This is a genomic window from Pelagibacterium sp. (genome assembly GCF_048264985.1).
In the GTDB taxonomy this organism is placed as follows: Bacteria; Pseudomonadota; Alphaproteobacteria; order Rhizobiales; family Devosiaceae; genus Pelagibacterium.
The window spans coordinates 1,658,777-1,680,145 of record NZ_JBLXCL010000001.1 but is presented as its reverse complement, the minus strand read 5'-3'; the positions used below and the strand labels follow the sequence as shown (position 1 = coordinate 1,680,145).

At 57.0% G+C, this 21,369-nt stretch carries 20 protein-coding genes; 8 read left to right on the top strand and 12 right to left on the bottom strand.

Going from position 1 to position 21,369, the window contains the following annotated elements:
* Positions 1 to 35: 35 nt before the first annotated feature.
* Positions 36 to 917 carry an ATP-binding protein gene (locus tag ACN0TA_RS08255; protein ID WP_417581637.1) on the bottom strand — a complete coding sequence of 294 codons (882 nt, stop codon included), beginning with the start codon at positions 915 to 917 and terminating at the stop codon, positions 36 to 38.
* A gap of 165 nt (positions 918 to 1,082) precedes the next feature.
* Between ACN0TA_RS08255 and yajC the strand changes: the two genes are divergently transcribed.
* The 4 genes from yajC (at position 1,083) to ACN0TA_RS08235 (ending at position 5,320) form a co-directional block, all read left to right on the top strand.
* Positions 1,083 to 1,418 carry a preprotein translocase subunit YajC gene (gene yajC / locus ACN0TA_RS08250; protein WP_417581635.1) on the top strand — a complete coding sequence of 112 codons (336 nt, stop codon included), beginning with the start codon at positions 1,083 to 1,085 and terminating at the stop codon, positions 1,416 to 1,418.
* Positions 1,419 to 1,529: 111 nt separating this feature from the next.
* On the top strand, positions 1,530 to 4,076 hold the full coding sequence (secD, locus tag ACN0TA_RS08245) for a protein translocase subunit SecD (RefSeq protein ID WP_417581633.1): 2,547 nt from the start codon (positions 1,530 to 1,532) through the stop codon (positions 4,074 to 4,076).
* 5 nt (positions 4,077 to 4,081) lie between these two features.
* Positions 4,082 to 4,474 carry an Mth938-like domain-containing protein gene (locus ACN0TA_RS08240; protein ID WP_417581631.1) on the top strand — a complete coding sequence of 131 codons (393 nt, stop codon included), beginning with the start codon at positions 4,082 to 4,084 and terminating at the stop codon, positions 4,472 to 4,474.
* On the top strand, positions 4,475 to 5,320 hold the full coding sequence (locus ACN0TA_RS08235) for a phytoene/squalene synthase family protein (protein ID WP_417581629.1): 846 nt from the start codon (positions 4,475 to 4,477) through the stop codon (positions 5,318 to 5,320).
* Between the two features lie 89 nt (positions 5,321 to 5,409).
* Here the strand turns inward: ACN0TA_RS08235 and trmFO are convergent, their stop codons facing one another.
* The 3 genes from trmFO to ACN0TA_RS08220 all read right to left on the bottom strand — a co-directional run bounded on the left by trmFO (position 5,410) and on the right by ACN0TA_RS08220 (position 7,731).
* Positions 5,410 to 6,789 (bottom strand): methylenetetrahydrofolate--tRNA-(uracil(54)-C(5))-methyltransferase (FADH(2)-oxidizing) TrmFO, encoded by a 1,380-nt coding sequence (trmFO, locus tag ACN0TA_RS08230; protein WP_417581627.1) that lies wholly within the window; start codon positions 6,787 to 6,789, stop codon positions 5,410 to 5,412.
* Positions 6,790 to 6,882: 93 nt separating this feature from the next.
* A complete protein-coding gene (locus ACN0TA_RS08225; protein WP_417581625.1) occupies positions 6,883 to 7,443 on the bottom strand; it encodes a type 1 glutamine amidotransferase domain-containing protein in 561 nt (186 codons plus the stop codon).
* Positions 7,444 to 7,581: 138 nt separating this feature from the next.
* Positions 7,582 to 7,731 carry a DUF1127 domain-containing protein gene (locus tag ACN0TA_RS08220; RefSeq protein ID WP_417581623.1) on the bottom strand — a complete coding sequence of 50 codons (150 nt, stop codon included), beginning with the start codon at positions 7,729 to 7,731 and terminating at the stop codon, positions 7,582 to 7,584.
* Positions 7,732 to 7,872: 141 nt separating this feature from the next.
* Here ACN0TA_RS08220 and ACN0TA_RS08215 point away from each other — a divergent pair, with 141 nt between their 5' ends.
* Complete coding sequence (locus ACN0TA_RS08215) at positions 7,873 to 8,514, top strand: glutathione S-transferase family protein (protein WP_417581621.1); 642 nt, start codon at positions 7,873 to 7,875, stop codon at positions 8,512 to 8,514.
* 89 nt (positions 8,515 to 8,603) lie between these two features.
* On the opposite strand, the gene ACN0TA_RS08210 is transcribed toward ACN0TA_RS08215, so the two are convergent.
* Both ACN0TA_RS08210 and uvrA read right to left on the bottom strand, forming a co-directional pair.
* Positions 8,604 to 8,753, bottom strand: coding sequence for a DUF1127 domain-containing protein (locus tag ACN0TA_RS08210; RefSeq protein WP_417581619.1), 150 nt, complete (start codon positions 8,751 to 8,753; stop codon positions 8,604 to 8,606).
* Positions 8,754 to 9,231: 478 nt separating this feature from the next.
* Positions 9,232 to 12,123: an excinuclease ABC subunit UvrA gene (uvrA, locus tag ACN0TA_RS08205; protein WP_417581617.1), complete on the bottom strand. Its 2,892-nt coding sequence runs from the start codon at positions 12,121 to 12,123 to the stop codon at positions 9,232 to 9,234.
* 321 nt (positions 12,124 to 12,444) lie between these two features.
* On the opposite strand from uvrA, the gene ssb reads away from it, so the two are divergent.
* Entirely contained in the window at positions 12,445 to 12,924 is a 480-nt protein-coding gene (ssb, locus tag ACN0TA_RS08200; RefSeq protein ID WP_417581615.1) for a single-stranded DNA-binding protein, read from the top strand.
* A 53-nt stretch (positions 12,925 to 12,977) separates the two neighbouring features.
* Here ssb and ACN0TA_RS08195 read toward each other — a convergent pair whose 3' ends face one another.
* The 3 genes from ACN0TA_RS08195 to ACN0TA_RS08185 all read right to left on the bottom strand — a co-directional run bounded on the left by ACN0TA_RS08195 (position 12,978) and on the right by ACN0TA_RS08185 (position 16,335).
* The gene (locus ACN0TA_RS08195) at positions 12,978 to 13,553 is read right to left on the bottom strand and encodes a hypothetical protein (RefSeq protein ID WP_417581613.1); all 576 of its coding nucleotides are present in this window, start codon (positions 13,551 to 13,553) and stop codon (positions 12,978 to 12,980) included.
* Positions 13,537 to 15,795 carry an efflux RND transporter permease subunit gene (locus ACN0TA_RS08190; protein ID WP_417581609.1) on the bottom strand — a complete coding sequence of 753 codons (2,259 nt, stop codon included), beginning with the start codon at positions 15,793 to 15,795 and terminating at the stop codon, positions 13,537 to 13,539. Before ACN0TA_RS08190 ends, ACN0TA_RS08195 begins: the two co-directional genes overlap by 17 nt.
* A 105-nt stretch (positions 15,796 to 15,900) precedes the next feature.
* Positions 15,901 to 16,335, bottom strand: a complete 435-nt coding sequence (locus ACN0TA_RS08185; RefSeq protein WP_417581607.1) for an Lrp/AsnC family transcriptional regulator — start codon at positions 16,333 to 16,335, stop codon at positions 15,901 to 15,903.
* Positions 16,336 to 16,452: 117 nt separating this feature from the next.
* Between ACN0TA_RS08185 and rocF the strand changes: the two genes are divergently transcribed.
* Positions 16,453 to 17,379, top strand: a complete 927-nt coding sequence (gene rocF, locus ACN0TA_RS08180) for an arginase (protein ID WP_417581605.1) — start codon at positions 16,453 to 16,455, stop codon at positions 17,377 to 17,379.
* A 14-nt stretch (positions 17,380 to 17,393) separates the two neighbouring features.
* Complete coding sequence (rocD, locus tag ACN0TA_RS08175) at positions 17,394 to 18,596, top strand: ornithine--oxo-acid transaminase (RefSeq protein ID WP_417581603.1); 1,203 nt, start codon at positions 17,394 to 17,396, stop codon at positions 18,594 to 18,596.
* Here the strand turns inward: rocD and ACN0TA_RS08170 are convergent.
* From ACN0TA_RS08170 to ACN0TA_RS08160, 3 genes are all read right to left on the bottom strand, one after another.
* On the bottom strand, positions 18,593 to 19,531 hold the full coding sequence (locus ACN0TA_RS08170) for a YihY/virulence factor BrkB family protein (RefSeq protein ID WP_417581601.1): 939 nt from the start codon (positions 19,529 to 19,531) through the stop codon (positions 18,593 to 18,595). The genes rocD and ACN0TA_RS08170 overlap by 4 nt on opposite strands.
* Before the next feature lie 5 nt (positions 19,532 to 19,536).
* Positions 19,537 to 19,992: a host attachment protein gene (locus ACN0TA_RS08165; RefSeq protein WP_417581599.1), complete on the bottom strand. Its 456-nt coding sequence runs from the start codon at positions 19,990 to 19,992 to the stop codon at positions 19,537 to 19,539.
* A 124-nt stretch (positions 19,993 to 20,116) separates the two neighbouring features.
* Positions 20,117 to 21,313, bottom strand: a complete 1,197-nt coding sequence (locus ACN0TA_RS08160; protein WP_417581597.1) for an MFS transporter — start codon at positions 21,311 to 21,313, stop codon at positions 20,117 to 20,119.
* Between the last annotated feature and the right edge of the window lie 56 nt (positions 21,314 to 21,369).

Below are 21,369 nucleotides of genomic sequence, written 5' to 3'. Positions count from 1 at the left end.
CACAGGCCGGCCCAGGATGGGCCGGCTTTGCTGTCTCAGGCTATCGATCTGCCCTTGAGACCTGCAAGGTGGCGGACGAACTGGATGGCGACGCGACCTGAACGCGAGCCGCGAGTTGCCGACCATTCGATGGCGAGCGCGCGCAATTCGTCCTCGGCAATATCGATCTGGTAGTGAGTGACATAGTTACGCACCATGGCCAGATAGGTGTCCTGATCGCAATTGTGGAAGCCGATCCACAGTCCGAAGCGGTCCGAGAGGGATACTTTCTCCTCGACGGCTTCACTTGGATTAATTGCCGTGGAGCGTTCGTTCTCGATCATATCGCGCGGCATGAGGTGGCGACGGTTCGAGGTGGCATAGAACAAAGTGTTGGCGGGGCGGCCTTCGATGCCGCCATCAAGGACGGATTTGAGTGCCTTGTAGCTGGACTCGTCCTTGTCGAAACTCAAGTCGTCGCAGTAAATGATGTAGCGCTCTGTGCGGTTGAGCAGAAAGCGCAGCAGCGCGGGCAGGGTTGCGATGTCCTCGCGGGCGATTTCGATGAGGATTAGCCGCGAAATCCCCGGTTCTTCTATTGTTTCGATGTGGCCATGGATGGCCTTGACCATCGAGGATTTTCCCATGCCACGTGCGCCCCAGAGCAGCGCATTGTTGGCGCCGTGCCCCCGTGCGAAGGCCAGGGTGTTTTCGAGCAGGATGTCGCGCAGATGCGAAACGCCTTCAAGAAGGTCGAGAGGGATGCGATTGACACTGCGCACTGGGCGCAAAACCTGGTCGGTGCCGTCCCAAAGATAGGCATTAACACCCTCTTCGATGCGCACTGCCGGCTCGGTGTTTCCGGCCATGGTTTCCAGGGCGCGGGCGATCTTGTCGAGCGACGCCGAAATTGTCGAAAGCTGGTCAGTATTTTCCACTGGAGAATAGTCCCTGAAACTGCCCGATAGGCTTTGCCTTTCGCCGGGCTCGCTAGTATAGTCCGCCCGATTTTTTGGGAGGAAATTGCCTACCCAAAACCGCAAGCGTCCCTATATGGGACAATCAGTCCTGCTTTGACAAGCAGACCGCTACGGAGTGCCTTAATGTTCGTTACGCCAGCCTTCGCCCAGGGTGCAGCAGCCCCCTCCGGCATGGATTTTATTTCCAGCTTTATACCTATCATCCTGCTTATCGCCATTTTCTGGTTTCTTATCTTCCGCCCTCAGCAGAAGCGGATGAAGACCCATCAGGCCATGCTGGCGGCTGTCAAACGTGGCGATACCATCGTCACCAATGGCGGTGTCGTGGGCAAGGTGACCAAGGCCGTCGACGGCGAAGATCTGGAAGTCGAGATCTCCCAGGGCGTCAAGATCAAGGTCGTTCGCACCATGATCGCAGATGTGCGGACCAAGTCCGAACCGGTCAACGACAACAAATAGTCGATTGGTTTTATCCGTAGGGCCGTTGTCCTGCGAACGCGAAACCGGTAGCGCCAGCGTGCCTTGAGTGGCAGCGCTGGCGCTATGGATCATTAAAAACGAAGGTTTCTCATGAAGTTCCCGCCATTCCGGACCATCGCCGTTCTTCTGGTGACGCTGCTCAGCGTCCTGGCGGTCATGCCGAATTTCCTCAGTGAGCAAACCAAGGCGGGTTTGCCGGACTGGTTGCCGAACCAGGAGATCGTACTTGGCCTTGATCTGCAGGGCGGGTCGCACCTTCTCTTGCAGGTGAACCGAGACGACATCGTCGAAGGTCGCATCAGCGATATTCGCCGCGATGCGCGGGCCAGTCTGATCGAGGCTGGAATTGGGAGCCTTATTACAACCAACGGCGCGACACTGAATGTCGAGCTGACCGACCCGAGCCAGCTTGACGACGCGCGCAACGCGCTGGCGCCGCTGGCACAGCCGGTTGAGGGCGGGATTTTCGGTGGCGGCACCGCAGCGCCTGAAATCGAAATCACCACAACGGGTGGCCGGATCCTTATCACGCTGACCGAAGATGCGATTTCCAGCCGAATGTCCTCGCTGGTCGCACAATCGCTCGAGGTGATCCGCAGCCGTATCGATGAAGTGGGTACGACAGAGCCGATCATCCAGCGCCAGGGCGAAGATCGCATTTTGGTGCAGGTTCCAGGCTTCGGCGATTCCGAGCGCCTAAAGGATCTCATCAGCCAGACTGCGCGTCTCACGTTCCATCTGGTCTATCCCTCGATGACGGCAGCGCAAGCGCAGGCACAGGGCCTGCCAGCGGGCACTATGCTGGTTCCGAGCTCGGATGGGTTCGACGAGCTGCTTTATGAGGACGTCGCCATCGGCGGAGAAGAACTGGTGGATGCTCAGCCAGCGTTCGATCAGAACAGCCGTCCGGTCGTATCCTTCAGGTTCAACACGCAGGGCGCTATCACGTTCGGTGAAATCACTTCGCAAAATGTCGGGCGGCGGTTTGCCATCGTGCTCGACGGGCAGGTGATAACAGCGCCAACTATCCAGCAGCCCATTACGGGCGGCACCGGACAGATTTCGGGAAATTTCACTTCCGACTCGGCGAGCGATCTTGCTGTGCTTCTGCGCGCCGGTGCGCTGCCGGCGACCCTTGATGTGGTTGAGGAGCGCACGGTCGGCCCGAGCCTTGGTGCGGACTCTATCAATGCAGGCGTAACTGCGGGGCTGATCGGCACCGCGGGCGTTATCATCTTCATGCTCGCTGCCTACGGGTTGTTCGGGGTGTTCGCCAATATTGCGCTTGTGCTCAACGTCGGGATGATCCTGGCGGCGCTCTCGACGCTAGGGGCCACGCTGACGCTGCCTGGCATTGCCGGAATCGTGCTGACAGTCGGTATGGCTGTCGATTCCAACGTGCTGATCTTCGAGCGTATACGCGAAGAACTGGGGGCAGGGCGATCGCCGTTCCAAGCTATTGATTCCGGTTTCAGGCGCGCGATGACGACGATCGTCGATGCTAACGTTACGACCCTCATCGCTGCCGTAGTGTTGTTCTTCCTTGGCTCGGGACCGGTGCAGGGCTTTGCCGTCACGCTGGCCATCGGCGTTCTGACGACAATGTTCACAGCATATCTTGTGACTCAACTGCTGGTGACGACCTGGTTCCAGAACCGCCGGCCGAAGACCCTGAAGGTCAACGTTCTGCAGCGCTTTCTGCCGCTCGAGCCCAAATTGCCCTTCATGAACTGGCGCAAGTTCGGCTTTGCCTTCACACTGGTACTGCTGGTTAGCACTGTCGCGCTTGAGGCAACACGGGGTCTGAACCTCGGTATCGACTTTACCGGCGGTAGCGCGATTGAACTTCAGGCCAACGATGGAGATGCCGATATCGGCGATCTGCGTACGCGGCTGGGCGATCTGGGCATTGGTGAAGTGCAGGTCCAGGAGTTTGGTTCGCCTTCTGACGTTCTTGTTCGTATTGGGACTCAAGACGGCGATGAGACGGCTCAACAAGCTGCAGTACAGCAAGTTACCAACGCGGTTGCCGAGGACTATGAAGTACGGCGTACGGAGGCTGTGAGCGGCACTGTGTCGTCGGAGCTTGCATTCAACGGCATTATTGGCGTTCTGGCTGCAATGGTCGGCATCGTGATCTATGTCTGGCTGCGATTCGAGTGGCAATTTGGCGTGGGTGCTATCCTTGCGTTGTTGCACGACGTCATTTTGACAGTGGGGCTGTTTGCGTTGCTGCAGCTCGAATTCAATCTGTCGAGTATTGCGGCGGTGCTGACGGTGATCGGCTATTCGCTCAACGATACGGTGGTTATCTACGACCGAATTCGAGAGAACCTGGCGAAATACAAGCGGGTCAGCCTGTCTGAAATCATCAATATGTCGCTCAACCAGACGCTGACGCGAACCATCCTGACAGGTGGAACCACGGCACTGGCCCTGATCGCACTGGTGGTTTTCGGTGGCGAGGTGATCCGCAGCTTTACGCTGGCCATGGCATGGGGCGTGTTTGTGGGTACCTACTCGTCAATCTTCGTTTCGGCCCCGATCCTGCTTTATCTCGGCGTCAAGACGCGCGCCGAAACCGAAGTTAGCGACAAACCCAAGCCTGAGCGCCGCGCCGACGGCGCTGCGGTCTAGAGCTTATGGCCTGGGAAGCAGGTCAGGGGCACTACCCCTATCAGGCAACCATCGACGCTTACGGTGATGGCGGGTTCCGCTTCGCGGACATGTCACACCGAGGTTCGTTGATGTGTTTGCCTTCGGGGATGTTTGCTTGGGATGTCAAAGATCCTGGCGACGTTACTGAAGCGTCGTTGGCCAGGGTGATCGAGCACGCCGACAGCATCGATGTGATGTTGATCGGCATGGGACCCGATATTGCGCCAATCGCGCCGGCCATAAAGAAGGTGCTGCGTGAGAAGGGCGTCATTGTCGAAGCGATATCTACTGGCAGCGCTATTCGCACCTACAATGTTCTTCTTGCCGAAAACCGAGCTGTGGGGGCTGCGCTGATCAGCGTCCAGAAGGCGCGATAAATGAGTGACAGCTTTGCACTGGCGGCGGACCAGTTGCGCGAACTTGATCGGGACAGGTATACGGCAAGTCTGGTGATCCCCAGCGATCACCGTGCGGCCGTACAGTCGATCTTTGCATTTTCCGCCGAAATCGCTGCAGTTCGCGAACGGGTATCCGAACCTGGTCCGGGTGAAATTCGACTTCAATGGTGGGTGGATGCAATTGAAGGGGAAGGGCATGGCGCAATTGCCAGCAATCCCATTGCTGACGCACTTTTTAGAACACTGGGAACGCATGCGTTGCCTAGCGGCCCACTGCTTCGGCTGCTGGCCGCACGGCGGTTCGACTTCTACCACGATGCCATGCCTGATGTCGGCCAGTTCGAAGGGTATGCGGGTGAGACTGTGTCAGTGCTCTATCAATATGCCGCTATGATTCTCGGTGGTGGAGCTGTGGATGCCGCTGCGGATGCTGCCGGTCATCTGGGGGTCGCGCAGGCGCTAGCGGGGCATATACGCGCTTTCGGCTATAACGCTTCGCGGGGCCAGCTCTTTTTGCCGCTCGCGATTTTCACGGCAAATGGTGTGCGAGAAGCCGATATCTACGCCGGCAAAGACAGTGACGCGGTTCGTGCCGCGCTGACGCAGATCGGCGAGCTGGCACAGACGCACGCCGACAAGGCCGCCGTTGCCATCAGTCAGCTTGACGCCAGCATCAAGCCTGCCTTTGCCAGTCTGGCATTGGTGCGCTCCGACATTAGCGCGCTGGATCGCCAGATTGCACAGCCATTTACCGCGCTGTCGTCATCGTCGGCGTTCAGCCGCTTGTGGTCGGTGATCTGGTGGACGCTGCGGAACGTGCGCTGAGCCGTCTGCTTCAGACTTTGTATTACCTCAAATCACAGATATGGGCTTGGGTCCCGCGCACCCATTGATGCGCGGGACGGTCATAGTGGTTAAAGCCAGCCTGCCAGATCTTCGAGCGCGCGGCTTGTAAAAGCGCGCTTCTTGGCCTTCGCCTTATCGGGGCCACGCCAACGGCCCTTGAGTCCTTCGGGTTTCTTGATTTCTACCGGTGGAAACAGCCCAAAATTGACATTCATGGGTTGGAAGCTGCGTGCGCCGGAATAGGCTTCGGCCTCGAGGTGACCGCCGGTAATGTGGCCAATCAAAGCGCCAAACGCTGTTGTGACCGGCGGCAGCGCCGGGGTTGCGCCCTTGGCTTCTGCCGCAGAAAGCCTGCCGCAGATGAGGCCCATTGCAGCACTTTCAACGTAGCCTTCAACGCCAGTAACCTGCCCCGCGAAGCGAAGACGAGGGTCGGCTTTGAGCTTGAGGTCTGGCCCAAGCACCTTGGGTGAATTGAGGAAGGTGTTCCTATGCAATCCGCCCAACCGGGCGAACTGAGCGTTCTCTAACCCCGGAATCATGCGAAAAATATCGGTCTGGACGCCGTAGCGCATCTTGGTTTGAAAACCCACCATGTTCCAAAGTGTACCAAGAGCATTGTCCTGGCGGAGTTGGATGATTGCGTAGGGTTTGGTTTCCGGGTCGCGCGGATTGGTCAGGCCTACTGGCTTCATTGGACCAAATCGCAAGGTTTCGCGCCCGCGCTCGGCCATCACCTCAATGGGAAGGCAACCGTCGAAATAGGGGACGATCTCCCAATCCTTGAATTCATGAAGCGGCGCGTCGAGCAGGGCGTCGATGAAGGCGTTATACTGCTCTTCGGTCATCGGGCAGTTGAGATAGTCAGCTCCAGTACCGGCCGGACCGGGCTTGTCGTAGCGCGATTGTGCCCAAACGATATCGTGATCGATGCTGTCGTAATGGATTATTGGGGCTATCGCGTCGAAAAAGGCCAGCGAGTCTTCGCCGGTCAACTGTTGAATGGCTGTAGCCAGGGCTGGCGACGTCAACGGGCCAGTCGCGACTATGACGTTTTCCCATTCCGCCGGCGGCAGACCAGCGATTTCCTCGCGGGCGATTGTGATGCGCGGATGCGCTTCGAGAGCTTCAGTGACCTTCTGGGAGAAGCCGTCGCGATCTACCGCCAAGGCGCCGCCGGCGGGCAGCGCGCATTTATCGGCGCAGGACATGATCAGCGAACCAGCACGGCGCATCTCTTCATGGAGCAGGCCAACGGCGTTATGTTCGTGATCGTCTGAGCGAAAACTATTCGAGCACACAAGTTCGGCGAAACCGTCAGTGTGATGCGCGTCGGTTGGCTTGACCGGACGCATTTCGTGCAACACCACCTCTACGCCGGCCTCGGCTGCCTGCCAGGCAGCTTCGGACCCTGCAAGACCGCCGCCAATCACGTGAACTTTCGCCATGACACCATCCGTTTGTATAACTGGCATGGCTATAGACGAAAAGCGCGCAGCAATCCAAGACTGCCGCGCGCTGCGTTTGGTCACAGGGGCAAATCAGGCCGCTCGACCCTCATGCAGGCCCTCATTGATTTCCTCAGCTATTTTTTCACAGAATTTATCGAGATCGCCGGGATTACGGCTGGTGATCAATCCTCTATCGGTGACGACCGGGCTGTCTTCCCATTGGGCACCAGCGTTGATGACATCGGTTCTGACCGAAGGGTAGGACGTCATCCTGCGTCCATTGGCGATACCGGCTTCGACAAGCAGCCAGGGCGCGTGGCAAATGGCGGCGACAACCTTTTTGTCGGACCAAAATTGCTTGATGAAATCGAGAGCCTTATCCTCAACGCGCAACAGATCGGGGTTGATCTGGCCGCCTGGGAGCACGATGGCATCGTAATCCTGGGCGCTGACCCCATCGAGGGTTTTGTCGACATCGACAGCGCGACCCCAGTTATCCTTGTCCCAGCCTTTGATCTGGCCAGATTCAAGCGATATCACATGGACGATGGCGCCTGCCTCGCGAAGTTTGTCGCGCGGCACTTCGAGTTCTGACTGTTCGAAACCATTGGTGGCAAGAATTGCTACGGACTTGCCTTGCAGATTTTGCATGACTTTCCCTTTCTTTTTGGAGAACGGGAAAACGGTCAGAGCGGTCCGATGTTCCTGCAGGCTAACGCGAGACAAAGAAAAAGAGCGCTCCGATGACAGAGCGCTCTTTAAATGTGGTCGGGTATGCGGCCGGAGCGATTACAAGGCGCCGGCATGATCGCGAGCAATACGCTGGATGTCCGAACGGGCGATGCCGAGATCGTTCAGCTCACGATTGCCAAGTGCGTTCAGTTCGCGAACTGTCTGCTGGTAGGCCGACCAACGTTTGAATGTCTTGCGAATGTCCATTTTATTCTCCTTTCGTCTTACGCCTCTTAGCTAATGAGAATCGTCGCAATTGTGCAGAGGCAGATTGGTCATTGCCGCCTTGCATGTTCTGCATGACTATTGGTCAGGGCGATTCAGCCTTGCTTAACCAATGAGCATTTCATGACCGATTTGATACTGTGGGGACGGGCGAGCTCGGCCAATGTGCAGAAAGCTCGATGGGCGTTGGAAGAGGTCGGGGTAACTTACGCATTGCGCGAGGTTGGCGGGCGATTCGGGGGGCTGGATACGCCCGTATTTGGCGCTATGAATCCAAACAGGCTGGTGCCTGTTCTTCAGCACGGCGATCTGACGGTTTGGGAAAGCCATGCAATTGTACGCTATGTTGCGGCTGCGCTGGGCGACGGGACGATGTGGCCACCCGTGGCCATGGATCGAGCGCTTGCGGATCAATGGACCGACTGGACCGTAACGACCTTTCAGCCGGCCTGGATACGGTTGTTCTGGCTGTTGGTGAGAACTGCCCCCGGTCAACACGATCAAACGTCCATTGCTGCAGCGCTGAAAGACACTGTGGCAGGTTTGCAAACGTTGAACGGGCAACTGGAGAAGACGGACTATCTGGCTGGCGGTCATTTCAGCTATGCAGATATCGTCGCTGGTGTTTCACTTTATCGCCTGACGACCATGGAGATCGAGCTGCCGGCGCTTGCCGGTATCGCTGCCTGGCATGAGCGGCTAAAGCAAAGGGCCGGTTTCGAGAATGTGGTTTGCATTTCTTACGAGGAGCTGCGGGCGCGTTAATAAGGCCCTGGAATCAAAAAAGGCATCCCAATCAAGGATGCCTTTTTCGTGCCTGGACGTTGGAGGTCGTCTGAGAGCCAGCAGTGCTCTTAGAGCTGGCTTGCATGATCACGTGCGATGCGTTCGATATCGCCACGGGAAATGCCGAGGTCGTTGAGTTCACGGTTGCCAAGCGAATTCAGTTCGCGAACTGTCTGCTGGTAAGCCGACCATTTCTGAAAAGTCTTACGAATACCCATGTGATGTTCCTTTCGTTTCGATGACCAAGACATAGGCGGTTAAAGACGACCTTTGCACTAGGGATTTGCTCAACTCGGCCATGCGGTTTTCGCATGGCTCGTAAGATTGGCTAATGAACAGAGGCGATACGGGGCTGCTGTACCCGACGGACGCCGCCGGGTACAACGTATGTTGGATCAATCGTGCCGATCGAACAGGCCCTTGGTCATTTTTGCGAAATCCCGAACCGGGTATTCCAAATCTCCGCAGAAGCGCCGGGGAATTGGAGCTATCCGACGCAGGCTCCTCGGATCAGAACCGGCGGGCTTTGATTGCTTCCAGGATATACGAACGAACATGGAGTCCTCCATGCAGGTTGTTTGCACACTGAAAGGATAGGCACGAATCATGACAATGCGTTATCGGGGCAGGCGCACGTCGCCCCTGCATTGGACGCATGGCGATCCGCCTTCCGAAGCGCCAAATGCGCCATTTCCGCTATTGCGCTGCCGTCATGCGTAAGGGGCGGCGCTCCATCACTTCCTTGAGGAAATGGCCTGTATGGGAGCGGGCGATTTCAGCCACTTGCTCTGGCGTGCCGACAGCAACGATCTCGCCGCCGCCATCGCCGCCTTCGGGGCCAAGGTCGATGATCCAGTCAGCCGTTTTGATAACTTCGAGATTGTGCTCGATGACAATCACTGTGTTTCCGGTATCGACAAGCTGCTGAAGCACATTGAGCAATTTGGCGACGTCGTGGAAATGCAATCCGGTGGTTGGCTCGTCCAGAACATAAAGCGTCCGGCCGGTCGCACGCTTGGACAATTCCTTGGCAAGTTTGACGCGTTGCGCCTCGCCGCCCGACAGAGTCGTCGCCTGCTGACCGATCTTGACGTAGCCAAGGCCAACCCGCTGGAGCGTGACCAGCTTGTCCCGGATGACAGGCACCGCAGAGAAAAACTCGGCGCCTTCGTCAACTGTCATGTCGAGAACGTCGGAAATTGACTTGCCCTTGAACTGGACTTCGAGCGTTTCACGATTGTAGCGCTGGCCCTTACAAACGTCACAAGTGACGTAAACGTCAGGTAGAAAGTGCATTTCAATCTTGATGACACCATCGCCCTGGCATGCTTCGCACCGGCCGCCCTTGACGTTAAAGGAGAACCGGCCGGGACCATAACCACGCGCCTTGGATTCCGGCATATTGGCGAACCATTCGCGAATATGGGTGAAGGCGCCAGTATATGTTGCCGGGTTGGAACGCGGCGTGCGACCGATCGGGCTCTGGTCGATATCGATGACTTTGTCGAGCAATTCGAGACCGGTCAGGCTTTCGTGGGGCGCTGGGTGAACGCGGGCGCCATTCAGGCGTCGGGCAATGGCCTGATAGAGTGTATCAACTGTCAGCGTGGACTTTCCGCCACCAGATACTCCGGTTATGGCGACGAACATCCCAAGCGGAATGTCGACAGACACATTCTTGAGATTGTTGCCAGTCGCGCCCCTGAGCGAGAGCTGGCGCCCCTTCTTGGCCTTGCGGCGCTCAGCGGGAACAGGAATGCCCATACGGCCCGATAAATATTGTCCGGTCAGGCTGTCAGGATGAGACAGGATATCTTCAGGGTTGCCCTGCGCAATGATGTTCCCGCCGTGAATACCAGCGCCGGGTCCAATATCGAGAACATGGTCGGCTGTCAGGATTGCATCTTCGTCGTGTTCAACGACGATGACCGTATTGCCGAGATCACGAAGCCGCCGAAGTGTTTCCAAAAGACGTGCATTGTCACGCTGATGCAGACCGATGGAAGGCTCATCGAGAACGTACAGAACGCCTGTGAGTCCAGAGCCAATCTGGCTGGCAAGACGAATGCGCTGGCTTTCCCCACCAGAAAGAGAGCCGGAATTGCGCGAAAGCGTCAGATATTGCAGCCCGACGTCGTTGAGGAAGGCAAGCCGGTCGCGGATTTCCTTGAGAATGCGCTCACCGATTGCCGATTGCGTTTCGTTGAGATGGTCGGGCAGGTCCGCAAACCAGTCGGCAGCGCCCTTGATGGAAAGCTCGGAGACCTGGCCGATATGGCAGCCATGAATTTTGACTGCAAGGGCCTCAGGTTTGAGGCGGTAACCGTTGCAGGCTGGGCAAGGCGCCGCTGACATATAGCGCTCAATATCCTCGCGCGCTGCAGAGGACTCGGTTTCGCGGTAGCGCCGTTCAAGATTTCCTATAACCCCTTCAAACGGCTTCTGTGTCGAGTATTTACGCAGGCCATCATCGTAAACGAATTCGATCTTGGTCTTGTCGGTTCCGAACAGGACAGCATGTTGCACTTCGAACGGCAGATCCTGCCACGCAGTGCCGGTAGACGCCTTAAAATGCCGGGTGACGGCCTTCAAAGTCTGCAAATAATAGGGCGATGACGTTTTCGACCAGGGTTGGATAGCGCCGTCCCGCAGTGACAAAGATCCATCGGGGACCACGAGATCGGCATCGATCTTGGCCTCAGTGCCGAGGCCTGAACATACCGGGCACGCGCCGAACGGATTGTTGAACGAGAAAAGACGCGGCTCAATTTCGGCAATGGTGAAACCGGAGACTGGGCAGGCAAATTTCTCTGAAAATGTCAGGCGCTTCGGACTGCCGCCCTCTTCGACCTGATCGGCGTATTCTGCTAGCGCGATGCCATCGGCCAGTCGCAACGCTGTCTCGAAACTTTCGGCAAGACGGCCAGAGATATCGCCATTGACGACGACGCGATCGACGACCACCTCGATATCGTGCTTGAGTTTCTTGTCCAGGGCAGGGGCTTCTTCGATCTCGTAGAATTGGCCATCGATCTTGACGCGCTGAAAGCCCTTCTTCATCAGATCGGCAAGTTCCTTGCGATACTCACCCTTGCGACCACGCACTATGGGAGCCAGCAGGTAAAGACGCGTCCCTTCCTCGAGCGCTATCACCTTATCGACCATCTGAGAGACAGTCTGACTTTCAATTGGAAGCCCGGTTGCTGGCGAATAGGGGATGCCGACGCGGGCGAACAGGAGGCGGAGATAATCATAGATCTCGGTGACAGTACCCACAGTCGAACGTGGATTGCGCGAGGTCGTCTTCTGTTCGATTGAAATCGCTGGCGAGAGCCCCTCGATGCTTTCCACGTCCGGCTTTTGCATCATTTCGAGAAACTGGCGCGCATAAGCCGAAAGACTTTCGACATAGCGGCGCTGGCCTTCGGCATAAATCGTGTCGAATGCCAGCGAGGATTTGCCCGATCCGGACAGCCCGGTCATAACGATCAGCTTGTCGCGGGGCAGGCGAACATCGATATTTTTGAGATTATGCTCCTTGGCGCCCCGGATGACGATGTCGCGATTTGGATTGGTAATGTCATTCATGGGGGCGATCATCCAGGATAGCGGGCCGGTCGATGCCGACAATGAGGTTCTTAACGGGCGCGGGCGGCGTCCGGTTCACTTAAGCACAACTTCTTTTACCTGCAAGGCCAGCTGTCGCACAGCAGCATTGCTGTCGAACATAATAGGAACATGCGGGAACCAGTCAAGCTTGACATTCCTCAAAAATCTCGAACAGAGTAAGAACAAACGAGTTGTGCATAGCATGGCTGCGCGCTGAACATTTTTCCGCGAAGCCTATATAGTGCGCTCAACGTGACTGGCCGAACACCGGTTCGGCGGACAAGAGACAGGAAGGCGAATATGTCGGGAAGCGTGAACAAAGTTATTCTGGTGGGCAATCTGGGTGCCGACCCTGAGGTGCGGTCACTGCCGAACGGCAATCCTGTGGTCAATCTGCGCATCGCGACATCCGAGCGCTGGCGTGACCGTAATTCCGGTGAGCCGCGGGAAAAGACCGAATGGCATAGGGTGGTGATCTTCAGCGAGGGGCTGGCCAAGGTGGCTCAGAATTATCTCAAGAAGGGCGCAAAGGTCTATATAGAGGGCCAGCTCCAAACCCGAAAATGGGAAAAGGACGGCCAGGACCAATACACGACAGAGATCGTGCTGCAGGGCTTCAATTCAACTTTGACCATGCTCGATGGTCGTGGCGAAGGCAGCGGCGGCGGCGAGAGCTCAGGCGGCGGTTATGGTGGAAGCCGTCAGGTAGAGAACCGTGGGCGTCCATCAAGCGCGCCAGCGTTCGAGCCAGGCGGCATGGACGACGATATCCCGTTTTGATTGAATTCAAGGGCGCCTTCGGCGCCCTTTATTCTATCGTATAGCGATTGCAGCTATTGCGTGAAGGGTACCTGGGCCGTCGTGACACCACCAGTGGCCAGGTCGGTGATCTCGAAGTCCATTCCGATCTGGGCATCCTGAAGTGCCATAGCCGCTTCTATGCGATACGTCTTGCCTTCAGCATTGCGGTTGACCAACTCAAAATCGATACCCTCACCGCTGGGTCGTCCGATGGCGACGCCTTGAAAGCTGGCAACCGATGACATTGCCGCTTCGTACTGGCCAGCCTGTTCGTTCCAGATCATCGTGCCAGCCACTGATATCGTCCGACCAGCGAGCGTGCACCGGCCATCAAACGTGATGCGAGCCGCGCCGGTATCTTCGACAGACATACGGCATACAACGGTTTCTTCTTTTCCTGTCGACGCAAGCACAGCCGAGCCTCGACCACGCCAGTCCCCGACATAGCTCTTGAGCAGATCGACGTCAGACTGGGCCGCATGTCCAGGTGAAACGGATAAGCTCGTGAGTGCGAGAGCACAGAAAAGCGCCGCCGCGCGGCGTGGGTGACCGGTTCGTTCAGGTCGGGTGTGTTGGGGTGCTCGGGCCATATCAGGCAGAGATTTCATTTTTGCTTCCACTCCATCTGGCAAGTATCATTCCGCCACCGATCAACAGTACGGGCAGCACGATCAGATCTCCGATCAGCGCCGAAATCAGCGTGATGACTGTCAAGAAGCCGAACATGGCGACTTGAGGCAGAACCGATACCGTGACCACCGCGCATCCGGCGATCAGGATGAGCGTTGTCGCAATGAGAGCCGGACCAACTCTGTCGAGCGTCGTATCTACAGCCTGGGCAATGCTCTCGCCACGATCGCGTGCCCGCGCATAATGGGCAAGAAAGTGGATCGTGTCATCGACGGCGATGCCGAACGCGATGGTCAGCGAAATCACTGTGGTAAGCTGCAGATGGGTTCCTGACGCATAAAGAAACAACTCGGTGAGCAGGACCGGCATGCTGTTTGGGATGATAGCAACGAACGCCAGCTTCCATGATCTGAAGGCAATACCGATCAGGCCGACCGACAAAAACACAGCCAGAACAAGACTGATCTGCAATGTAGCGATCATATCGAGGCTAGAATAAGCGGTCAGGACGCGAAAGCCCGAAATTTCGGCGCCTTGGATGCCGGCTGCCACCAGTTCGGCGCGCATGGACTCTACGACCGCGACTGTTTGTTCAGCATTATGGGAAGTCGGTGAAAATGCGGTGATCAGGGCCTGCATGCCATCTTCGGTGATAAAGCGCTGACGCAGGAAGGGTCCGACAGCATCGAAAATACGCTGTCGGGAAAACCCGAGATCTGAATAGTGCCGGAAACTTGCTGCAGATATCACTTTTCCCGTGCCAAAATTGCTTTCGGCAATCTGGTGGACGCGCTCGACCGTAGCAAAGTCGCCGTCGGTCATTTCGGTCAAACCACCCTCAAGGGGGATTCTGATGTAGATTGGCGCGACGCCCCCGACACCGGCGTCGATCTGGTTGCTGGTGGCAATGGCATCGCTGCCGCGGGGCAAAAAGTCCTGAAACTGGAAGCGCGCCTCGAGCAGAAAATGGGGGATTAGCAGCAGACCAGCGGCTAGGATGGCGACGAGGGCGGCCTTGCGCGGCGCTGCGTGGGCAATGCGGCGCACCAGGGGTATGGCTGCAGTCAGTGCCACCGCGGGCGACTTGCGCATGCGAAAGCCCAAACGCATAGCCAAAAGCAGCGAGAGCGGGAGAAATGTAACCAGGGCAAGGAAGGCGAGGGCCATGCCAAGTGCGCCGGAAATTGCAAATTCGCGCAAGCCCTGACCGGGTGCCAGCGTGAGACTGGCAAATGCGATGACAGTGGTAATTGCAGTCAGCGCGCAGGCCGGACTGACTTTGCGGATCGTCTCGGCGAGGGCACCTCGCTGGTCCAGCCCCGAATTGCTCGTTCGCATCCAGTAAAAGCAGAAATACATGCTTTCAGCGAATGCGATGACCAACACAAGGGCAGAGATGATGTTGGTGAGAAACGTAAAGCTGCCGAAAACGAGAATGGTCATTCCCGTGACCCAGAACGCCGTGACGACCGGGGTGAGTGTCGCAATCAGTGCGCCCCAGAAGGTGCGGAAGCTCAGCAGCGCTGTGAGGAACCCCAGTGCTACGCCGGCAGCCATGAACATAAGCTGGTCGAAGCGTGACGCCTTGAGCAATTCCTCTTTCCAGATCGCCGGTCCGGTCAATTCGAGTTGGATGTCTTCGCTCTGATATGCGGCCATGAGATCACGCAAAGAGGCGATCATCGCATCTTCGCCGAGTTCGATCGCAGCGCCGGGATCGGGGAACATGATCATCACCACCCCGGCATTGTCAGCCAGAATGAGATTGCTCATCAGGGGGTCGTTGGCCCTGAGATCATTCAAAGCTGCGTCGACTTTCTCGGACGTTTCCATGCCTTCGGGGACTGCCGGCTCCGAGGTGCCGCCATCGGCGGGACGCCTTAAGGAAAAGGGCGACATCGTACCGGCGGCAAACTCGTTGAGTTCAAGCTCAAAACCCAGAAAACGCAGCTCTTCAAGAATATCCGGGTCGGTCAGATTGTTCGATCGGGCGAGCAGATAGACGTCGTTCTCAAATGTGCCGAAATTTTCGTTGAGCGCGACATAGCGATCGTACTCGATACCTGAGCCGCGATAGAGGCGAAGCAGGTCGCCGTCTATGTTGAATTTTGTCAGCTGAAACGTGCACAGGGCCGTAAAAGCGAGGACCGCGACCGCCATGATGCGGGGGAATTTGAGGGTCAGCAGCCCAAGTCGCTCAAGGCCAAATCCGATGGACACCTGTGGTCCTTCCTCCGGGCGAATCGAAGCGAAAAGTCACGTCCAAATTGGTAAAGGCTTGAGCGAACGGCGTCTACCACGAGGGCGAAAACGGCAAAATGCCGGTTAACGCCGGAAGCGGGCAGCGAGCAGGATATTGGTTTCCGTAACGCTGATCCCTTCGATCAGACGGATGGCGCCCAGCACGGAATCAAATTCGGGTAGAGATGCGCTCTCGATTTCGGCGACAAGATCCCACCGGCCATTGGTGCTGAAAAGCGCCCGGACCTGGGGAAGTCCCGAAAGGGCGCGCGCCACCTTGTCTGTGCCGCGGCCTTCGACTTCGATCATCGCTATGGCACGGACACGCTCTGCGTCGTCAGGAGCGCCGAGCCGAACGCCATAGCCCGAAATTGTGCCGTTGGATTCCATACGCTCCATGCGAGCGCGAACAGTGGTGCGCGAGACCCCTAACGTGGCTGCGAGGCTTGCGATGGAAAGTCTGGCATCGTCGCGCAGCAGTGCGAGGATTTTCCTGTCGAGATGATCCGTGGTTGGCATTTCGAGCCGTCTTGCTTGTCAGAATGATCAATAGTACTGCCGAATTGCGCAGAATTGCAACTTTTCGTCGCCACCTTGCTTGGGCATGCTGACCCTAGTTATTGGAGGCAAGAGCGAATGCGTGGACCCGAACCGAAAACGATCACCCTGATCGGCGCTGCCATTGAAGACGGGGCAGGGCGGCAGGGGTGTTCCATGGGGCCTAAGGCCCTGCGGATAGCCGGCCTGGCTGACGCCTTGTCCGGACTCGGACACAAGGTGGTCGATCGTGGCGATGCCGTTGCTGAAGACAATGATTTCGCACTTGATGGCTTTGCGCACAATGTCGTCGAGGTAACTGGCTTCGCGCGTGCGGTAGCCAAGGAGGGCGAAGCTGCACTCGCCGAGGGAACCGCTGTTTATCTTGGCGGTGATCATGCATTGTCGTTTGGGTCTGTGGCAGCCGCACTGCGGCACGCCGACCGGCTTGGCAGGATGCTCCATGTCCTTTGGCTGGATGCGCATGCCGATTTCAATACACCGCAAACCTCCACTTCAGGGAACATGCATGGCATGCCTGCAGCGTTCTTTTGCGGCGAGGCCGGGTTTGATGGCATGCTCGACTGTCCGAAAATGCCTGCCACACGGTTTCATCTCGTGGGCGCGCGTTCGATCGATCCGACTGAAGTGGATCGGTTGGCCGCCCGAGGCGCCGACGTCAACGATATGGCAGAGATCGACGAGCATGGGATTGCTGCGATCCTGCGTCGGATTCTCGGGGAAGTCGAAGCCGATAACGCGCTTTTGCATGTGAGCCTCGACGTGGATTTCATTGAACCCGATCTGGCACCTGGTGTGGGCACGACGGTGCCGGGTGGTGCAACGGTGCGTGAAGCCCACCTGGCGATGGAATTGGTCGGGCGGTGCGGACGACTGATCAGCCTCGATCTCGTCGAACTCAACCCGTTTCTCGACGATCGCGGCAAGAGCGCGCGCCTGATGGTAGATCTGGCTGCCAGTGCATTTGGCCGACGGATATTTGACCGACCGACACAACCGGCATGAACGAGGGGAAAACCATGGCACTGACTGACGATCTCATCGCACTCGAGCAGACCTTGGGCGCACACAATTACAAGCCGCTTGATGTGGCGCTGGTTCGAGGGGAAGGTGTGTTTGTCTATGATGTCGATGGCAAAAAATATCTCGATTGCCTTTCGGCATATTCGGCGGTGAACCAGGGGCATTGCCACCCGAAAATCCTAGAGGCGATGGTCAATCAGGCCAGCAAGCTTACCCTGACGTCGCGGGCCTTTCACAACGACCAATTGGCGCTGTTCTACCAGGAAATCGCTGACCTAACGGGGTCGCATAAGGTGCTGCCGATGAATACGGGTGCCGAGGCCGTGGAAAGTGCCATAAAGGCAGTCCGAAAATGGGGGTATGAAGTCAAGGGCGTCGATAAGAACAAGGCTGAGATCATCGTCTGCGCCAACAATTTTCACGGTCGGACAATGGGAATCGTGGGGTTTTCGACCGACCCGGACGCACGGAACGGGTTTGGGCCGTTCGCGCCCGGGTTCAAAATTATTCCGTTCGGCGACGCGGAGGCTCTTGCGAAGGCGATTACACCCAACACCGTGGGATTTCTCGTGGAGCCCATCCAGGGAGAGGCCGGTGTTATCATTCCGCCTGAGGGCTATTTCAGGAGCGTGCGTCAGCTGTGTACCGAAAATAACGTGACGCTAATATTAGACGAAATCCAGACAGGGCTTGGCCGGACCGGCAAACTGCTGGCCGAGCAGCATGAAGGCATCGAGGCCGATGTCACGCTTCTGGGCAAGGCGCTTTCAGGTGGGTTTTATCCGGTATCGGCTGTGCTTTCCAATTCCGAGGTGCTGGGCGTTCTTCAGCCAGGGCAGCATGGCTCAACTTTTGGTGGTAACCCGCTAGCATGTGCAGTTGCACGCGCCGCGCTGAGGGTCTTGACCGAAGAAGGCATGATCGAGAACGCAGCCAATCTCGGGCCGTATTTCCTCGAGGGGCTAGCGGCGATAAAATCGAACCATGTCAAATCGGTTCGGGGACGAGGTTTAATGCTGGCCGTCGATCTGCATCCGGAGGCTGGAGGGGCGCGCCATTTCTGCCATGCGCTCAAAGATCGTGGTATCCTTGCCAAGGACACTCATACCGATACGATCCGAATTGCGCCGCCACTGGTCATAACCAAGGCGCAGATCGATGAAGCGCTGGAAATATTTGACACAGTATTAACCGACTAAGGCTCCACATTGTCAGCAACATAGGCGCCCCGCTTGCCCATAGGGCGATCGGGGCCGACTGTGCTGTCGACAGCCGTGCGCAACTCGAGACCGGCATTTAGAGCTGCACCGAATACAAATATCTGTGCCGAAATGAACATCCAGAACAGCATCACTACCGCCGCGGCGAGAGAGCCGAACGTGGCTTCGAACTCGCCGAAATACTCTACATAGAGCGAGAACAGCAGACAGGCTGCTATCCAGACGAATGCTGCCAATGTCGCGCCGGGCCAGATCCAGCGCAACTTGGCTCCGCGGCGATTGAGTGCGTAGCGATAGATCAGCGCAAAAGCCACGATGGCAATTGCAAGCAGGGCTGGCCAGCGCAACAAAAGCGCGAGCTGCTCTCCTGTGCCTGGAATTGGCGAGAAACTCGTGAAAATCGGTATTGCAGCAATGAGGGTCAGTGCCACGACGAGAAAGACAGCTCCCAAAACCGTTGTTGCGAAGGCTACGAGCACCGATACGAAAAACCCGCGATCCGACGTCTCGCCATATGCAACAGATGTGGCGTGCAAAAGGGCGTCGACGCCGCGCGAACTACTCCACAAGATCACCACTACCGAAATTGCGAGCCCGACACCAAAACCCGCCTGATCCTGATTCATGAAGGAATCGAGCTGATTGGCGATGAGCGAATACGCAATGGCCGGCATAATGTCGGAAAACCTGTCGATCTCAGCCCGCAGGGCACCGTAGTCGCCGAGGATGCCTACCAGCGACACCAGGATGCCAATGGCGGGAAAGATCGACAGAAATCCGTAAAAGGCCACGCCGGCACACCGCAAAGACATGTCCTTTTCGCTCATCGTCTTAACGGTGTGGAGAGCCACATGCTTCCAGTCCCGCAGCTTGAGGGCGAAGGGATTATGCGCGTGATGCGCCGAAATGGACACGTTGATTAGCCTGCGCTGAGAATGCGTTCAATCTGATCCACTGGATGATTGGTCAGTGTCTTGGGAACTTCACCGATTACACGGTCACTGACAACAGCATGAAGCTCTTTGCGCAGTTCGCCAAGAACGCGCGGTGCGGCGCACAGAACGATCTGTTTGTAACGCTTCTGATTGGCGTATTTGTAGAGCAATTCTGCAGCGTCCTTGGCAAAACGCTCTTCAGCAAGCCGATGCCAGTCCGTTGGCTCCATGGCGCTTTTCTGGCCAGGGCCGCCATCGTTCATTCGGCCTGGCGCATCAGTACCTTGCTCGCGCGTGGGCGGGTTGTCTTGCTCCATTTCCCTAACCACTTTGAAAACTGGCGTCTTTCTTGTGCCAGTGTTTTCAAAGAACAGGGCTTTTTCGCCATCGGCGACCAGCACCCAGACCTTGTTGTCGACCTTGAAATCCATCTCTTGCATGGGGCGCTCCTGTTCTATTGATATTCAAACAAGGAACGGGTCAGGCGGGCGTGAGTTCCGCCCGGAATTTTCCAGTCTATGCGGCCCGTACAAATAAGCCGTAACTTATTGTTTCAAAAAATTTTTAATCGTCCTCTGTGCTGAAGTTCGCGTATTGAGCAAGGCGGGAAAGGCTCAAGGTTACGACGACAAGCGCTGCAGTGCCCATCAGGACCGGAGAAAACCCCGTACGCTCGGCAATAAATCCGATGGCCGATGGAGCGACAAGGATGCCCGAATAGCCAAGCACGGTGACGATGGACAGGCCGATCCCTGGGGGAACGCCGGGGAGGTTGCCGGCGGCGGAAAATGCGATGGGCACTATGTTGGAAATGCCGATACCTGCAATCGCAAATCCAAGTATGGCCACTTCGGGTGCGGGAGCCAGGGCAGCAAGCATCATACCTGTCAACGCAAACCCGCCGCATATCCGCAGTGTGAGGACGGCGCCGAGTTTTTGTCGGATCACATCGCCAGCAAAGCGCATTACGGCCATGGTTGCCGAGAACGCCGCGAAGCCAAGGGCTGCAAGTTCGATGCTGGCCCCATGCTCTTTCTGCAAATAGAGCGCAGACCAATCCAGAATTGCGCCTTCGGGGATCATGGAGAACAGCGCCATCAGACCGACAAGATAGGGTAGGGGCGAGCGGGGGAATTTAAGTGGTGTTGATGCTTTGGCTTCGGGCGTGGGTTGGTCCTGAGCGAGAAGCGGTAGCGCAAAAAGTGCCGCAGCGGTGGCAGCGACAGTAACAATGATGCCGTGGGCAAATTCGCCCATGGCGCCAAGCAACAGTCCGCCAAGTGAAGCGCCAATCAAAGCGCCCAAACTCCAGAAACCATGACAGGTGGACATAATGGCGCGCTTCATCCGCTTTTCCACAGCGACCGCGTTGGTGTTCATCGCGACATCCATGCCGCCCACCAAGCCACCGAAAGCGAAAATCACGAGCGCTGTCGTGATTAGCTCCGGCGCAAGTGTAAGCAGGAACAACATTGGCAAAAGCGCCAGGGTTGCGGGCTTGAGCAACGGCGCCGATCCGTGTTTGGCGGTCAGTGCGCCGACCACTGGCATCATGAAGATCGATCCCAGGCCAAATATAAGGATCAGTAGACCCATAATGGACTCGGTGATGTCGAGTCGGCCCATAAGGACCGGGATTTTTGGGGCCCAGCTTCCCACAAGGAAGCCATTGACCAAAAACAACGTCGAGACGGCCAAACGGTCTCCACGCACACCAAAATACAGCGGCGCTGAGCCGCGCGAAGTCGCCAGATCGGACATGGAAAACCAAACTCGCAAAAATGGGATTATCGTCGATTGCCATTCAACCGATTGCA

Coding starts and splice junctions, on each gene's coding strand:
- yajC (WP_417581635.1), top strand. CDS start 1,083: ATGTTCGTTACGCCAGCCTTCGCCCAGGGTGCAGCAGCCCCCTCCGGC.
- secD (WP_417581633.1), top strand. CDS start 1,530: ATGAAGTTCCCGCCATTCCGGACCATCGCCGTTCTTCTGGTGACGCTG.
- ACN0TA_RS08240 (WP_417581631.1), top strand. CDS start 4,082: ATGGCCTGGGAAGCAGGTCAGGGGCACTACCCCTATCAGGCAACCATC.
- ACN0TA_RS08235 (WP_417581629.1), top strand. CDS start 4,475: ATGAGTGACAGCTTTGCACTGGCGGCGGACCAGTTGCGCGAACTTGAT.
- trmFO (WP_417581627.1), bottom strand. CDS start 6,789: ATGGCGAAAGTTCACGTGATTGGCGGCGGTCTTGCAGGGTCCGAAGCT.
- ACN0TA_RS08225 (WP_417581625.1), bottom strand. CDS start 7,443: ATGCAAAATCTGCAAGGCAAGTCCGTAGCAATTCTTGCCACCAATGGT.
- ACN0TA_RS08220 (WP_417581623.1), bottom strand. CDS start 7,731: ATGGACATTCGCAAGACATTCAAACGTTGGTCGGCCTACCAGCAGACA.
- ACN0TA_RS08215 (WP_417581621.1), top strand. CDS start 7,873: ATGACCGATTTGATACTGTGGGGACGGGCGAGCTCGGCCAATGTGCAG.
- ACN0TA_RS08210 (WP_417581619.1), bottom strand. CDS start 8,753: ATGGGTATTCGTAAGACTTTTCAGAAATGGTCGGCTTACCAGCAGACA.
- uvrA (WP_417581617.1), bottom strand. CDS start 12,123: ATGAATGACATTACCAATCCAAATCGCGACATCGTCATCCGGGGCGCC.
- ssb (WP_417581615.1), top strand. CDS start 12,445: ATGTCGGGAAGCGTGAACAAAGTTATTCTGGTGGGCAATCTGGGTGCC.
- ACN0TA_RS08195 (WP_417581613.1), bottom strand. CDS start 13,553: ATGAAATCTCTGCCTGATATGGCCCGAGCACCCCAACACACCCGACCT.
- ACN0TA_RS08185 (WP_417581607.1), bottom strand. CDS start 16,335: ATGCCAACCACGGATCATCTCGACAGGAAAATCCTCGCACTGCTGCGC.
- rocF (WP_417581605.1), top strand. CDS start 16,453: ATGCGTGGACCCGAACCGAAAACGATCACCCTGATCGGCGCTGCCATT.
- rocD (WP_417581603.1), top strand. CDS start 17,394: ATGGCACTGACTGACGATCTCATCGCACTCGAGCAGACCTTGGGCGCA.
- ACN0TA_RS08165 (WP_417581599.1), bottom strand. CDS start 19,992: ATGCAAGAGATGGATTTCAAGGTCGACAACAAGGTCTGGGTGCTGGTC.
- ACN0TA_RS08160 (WP_417581597.1), bottom strand. CDS start 21,313: ATGTCCGATCTGGCGACTTCGCGCGGCTCAGCGCCGCTGTATTTTGGT.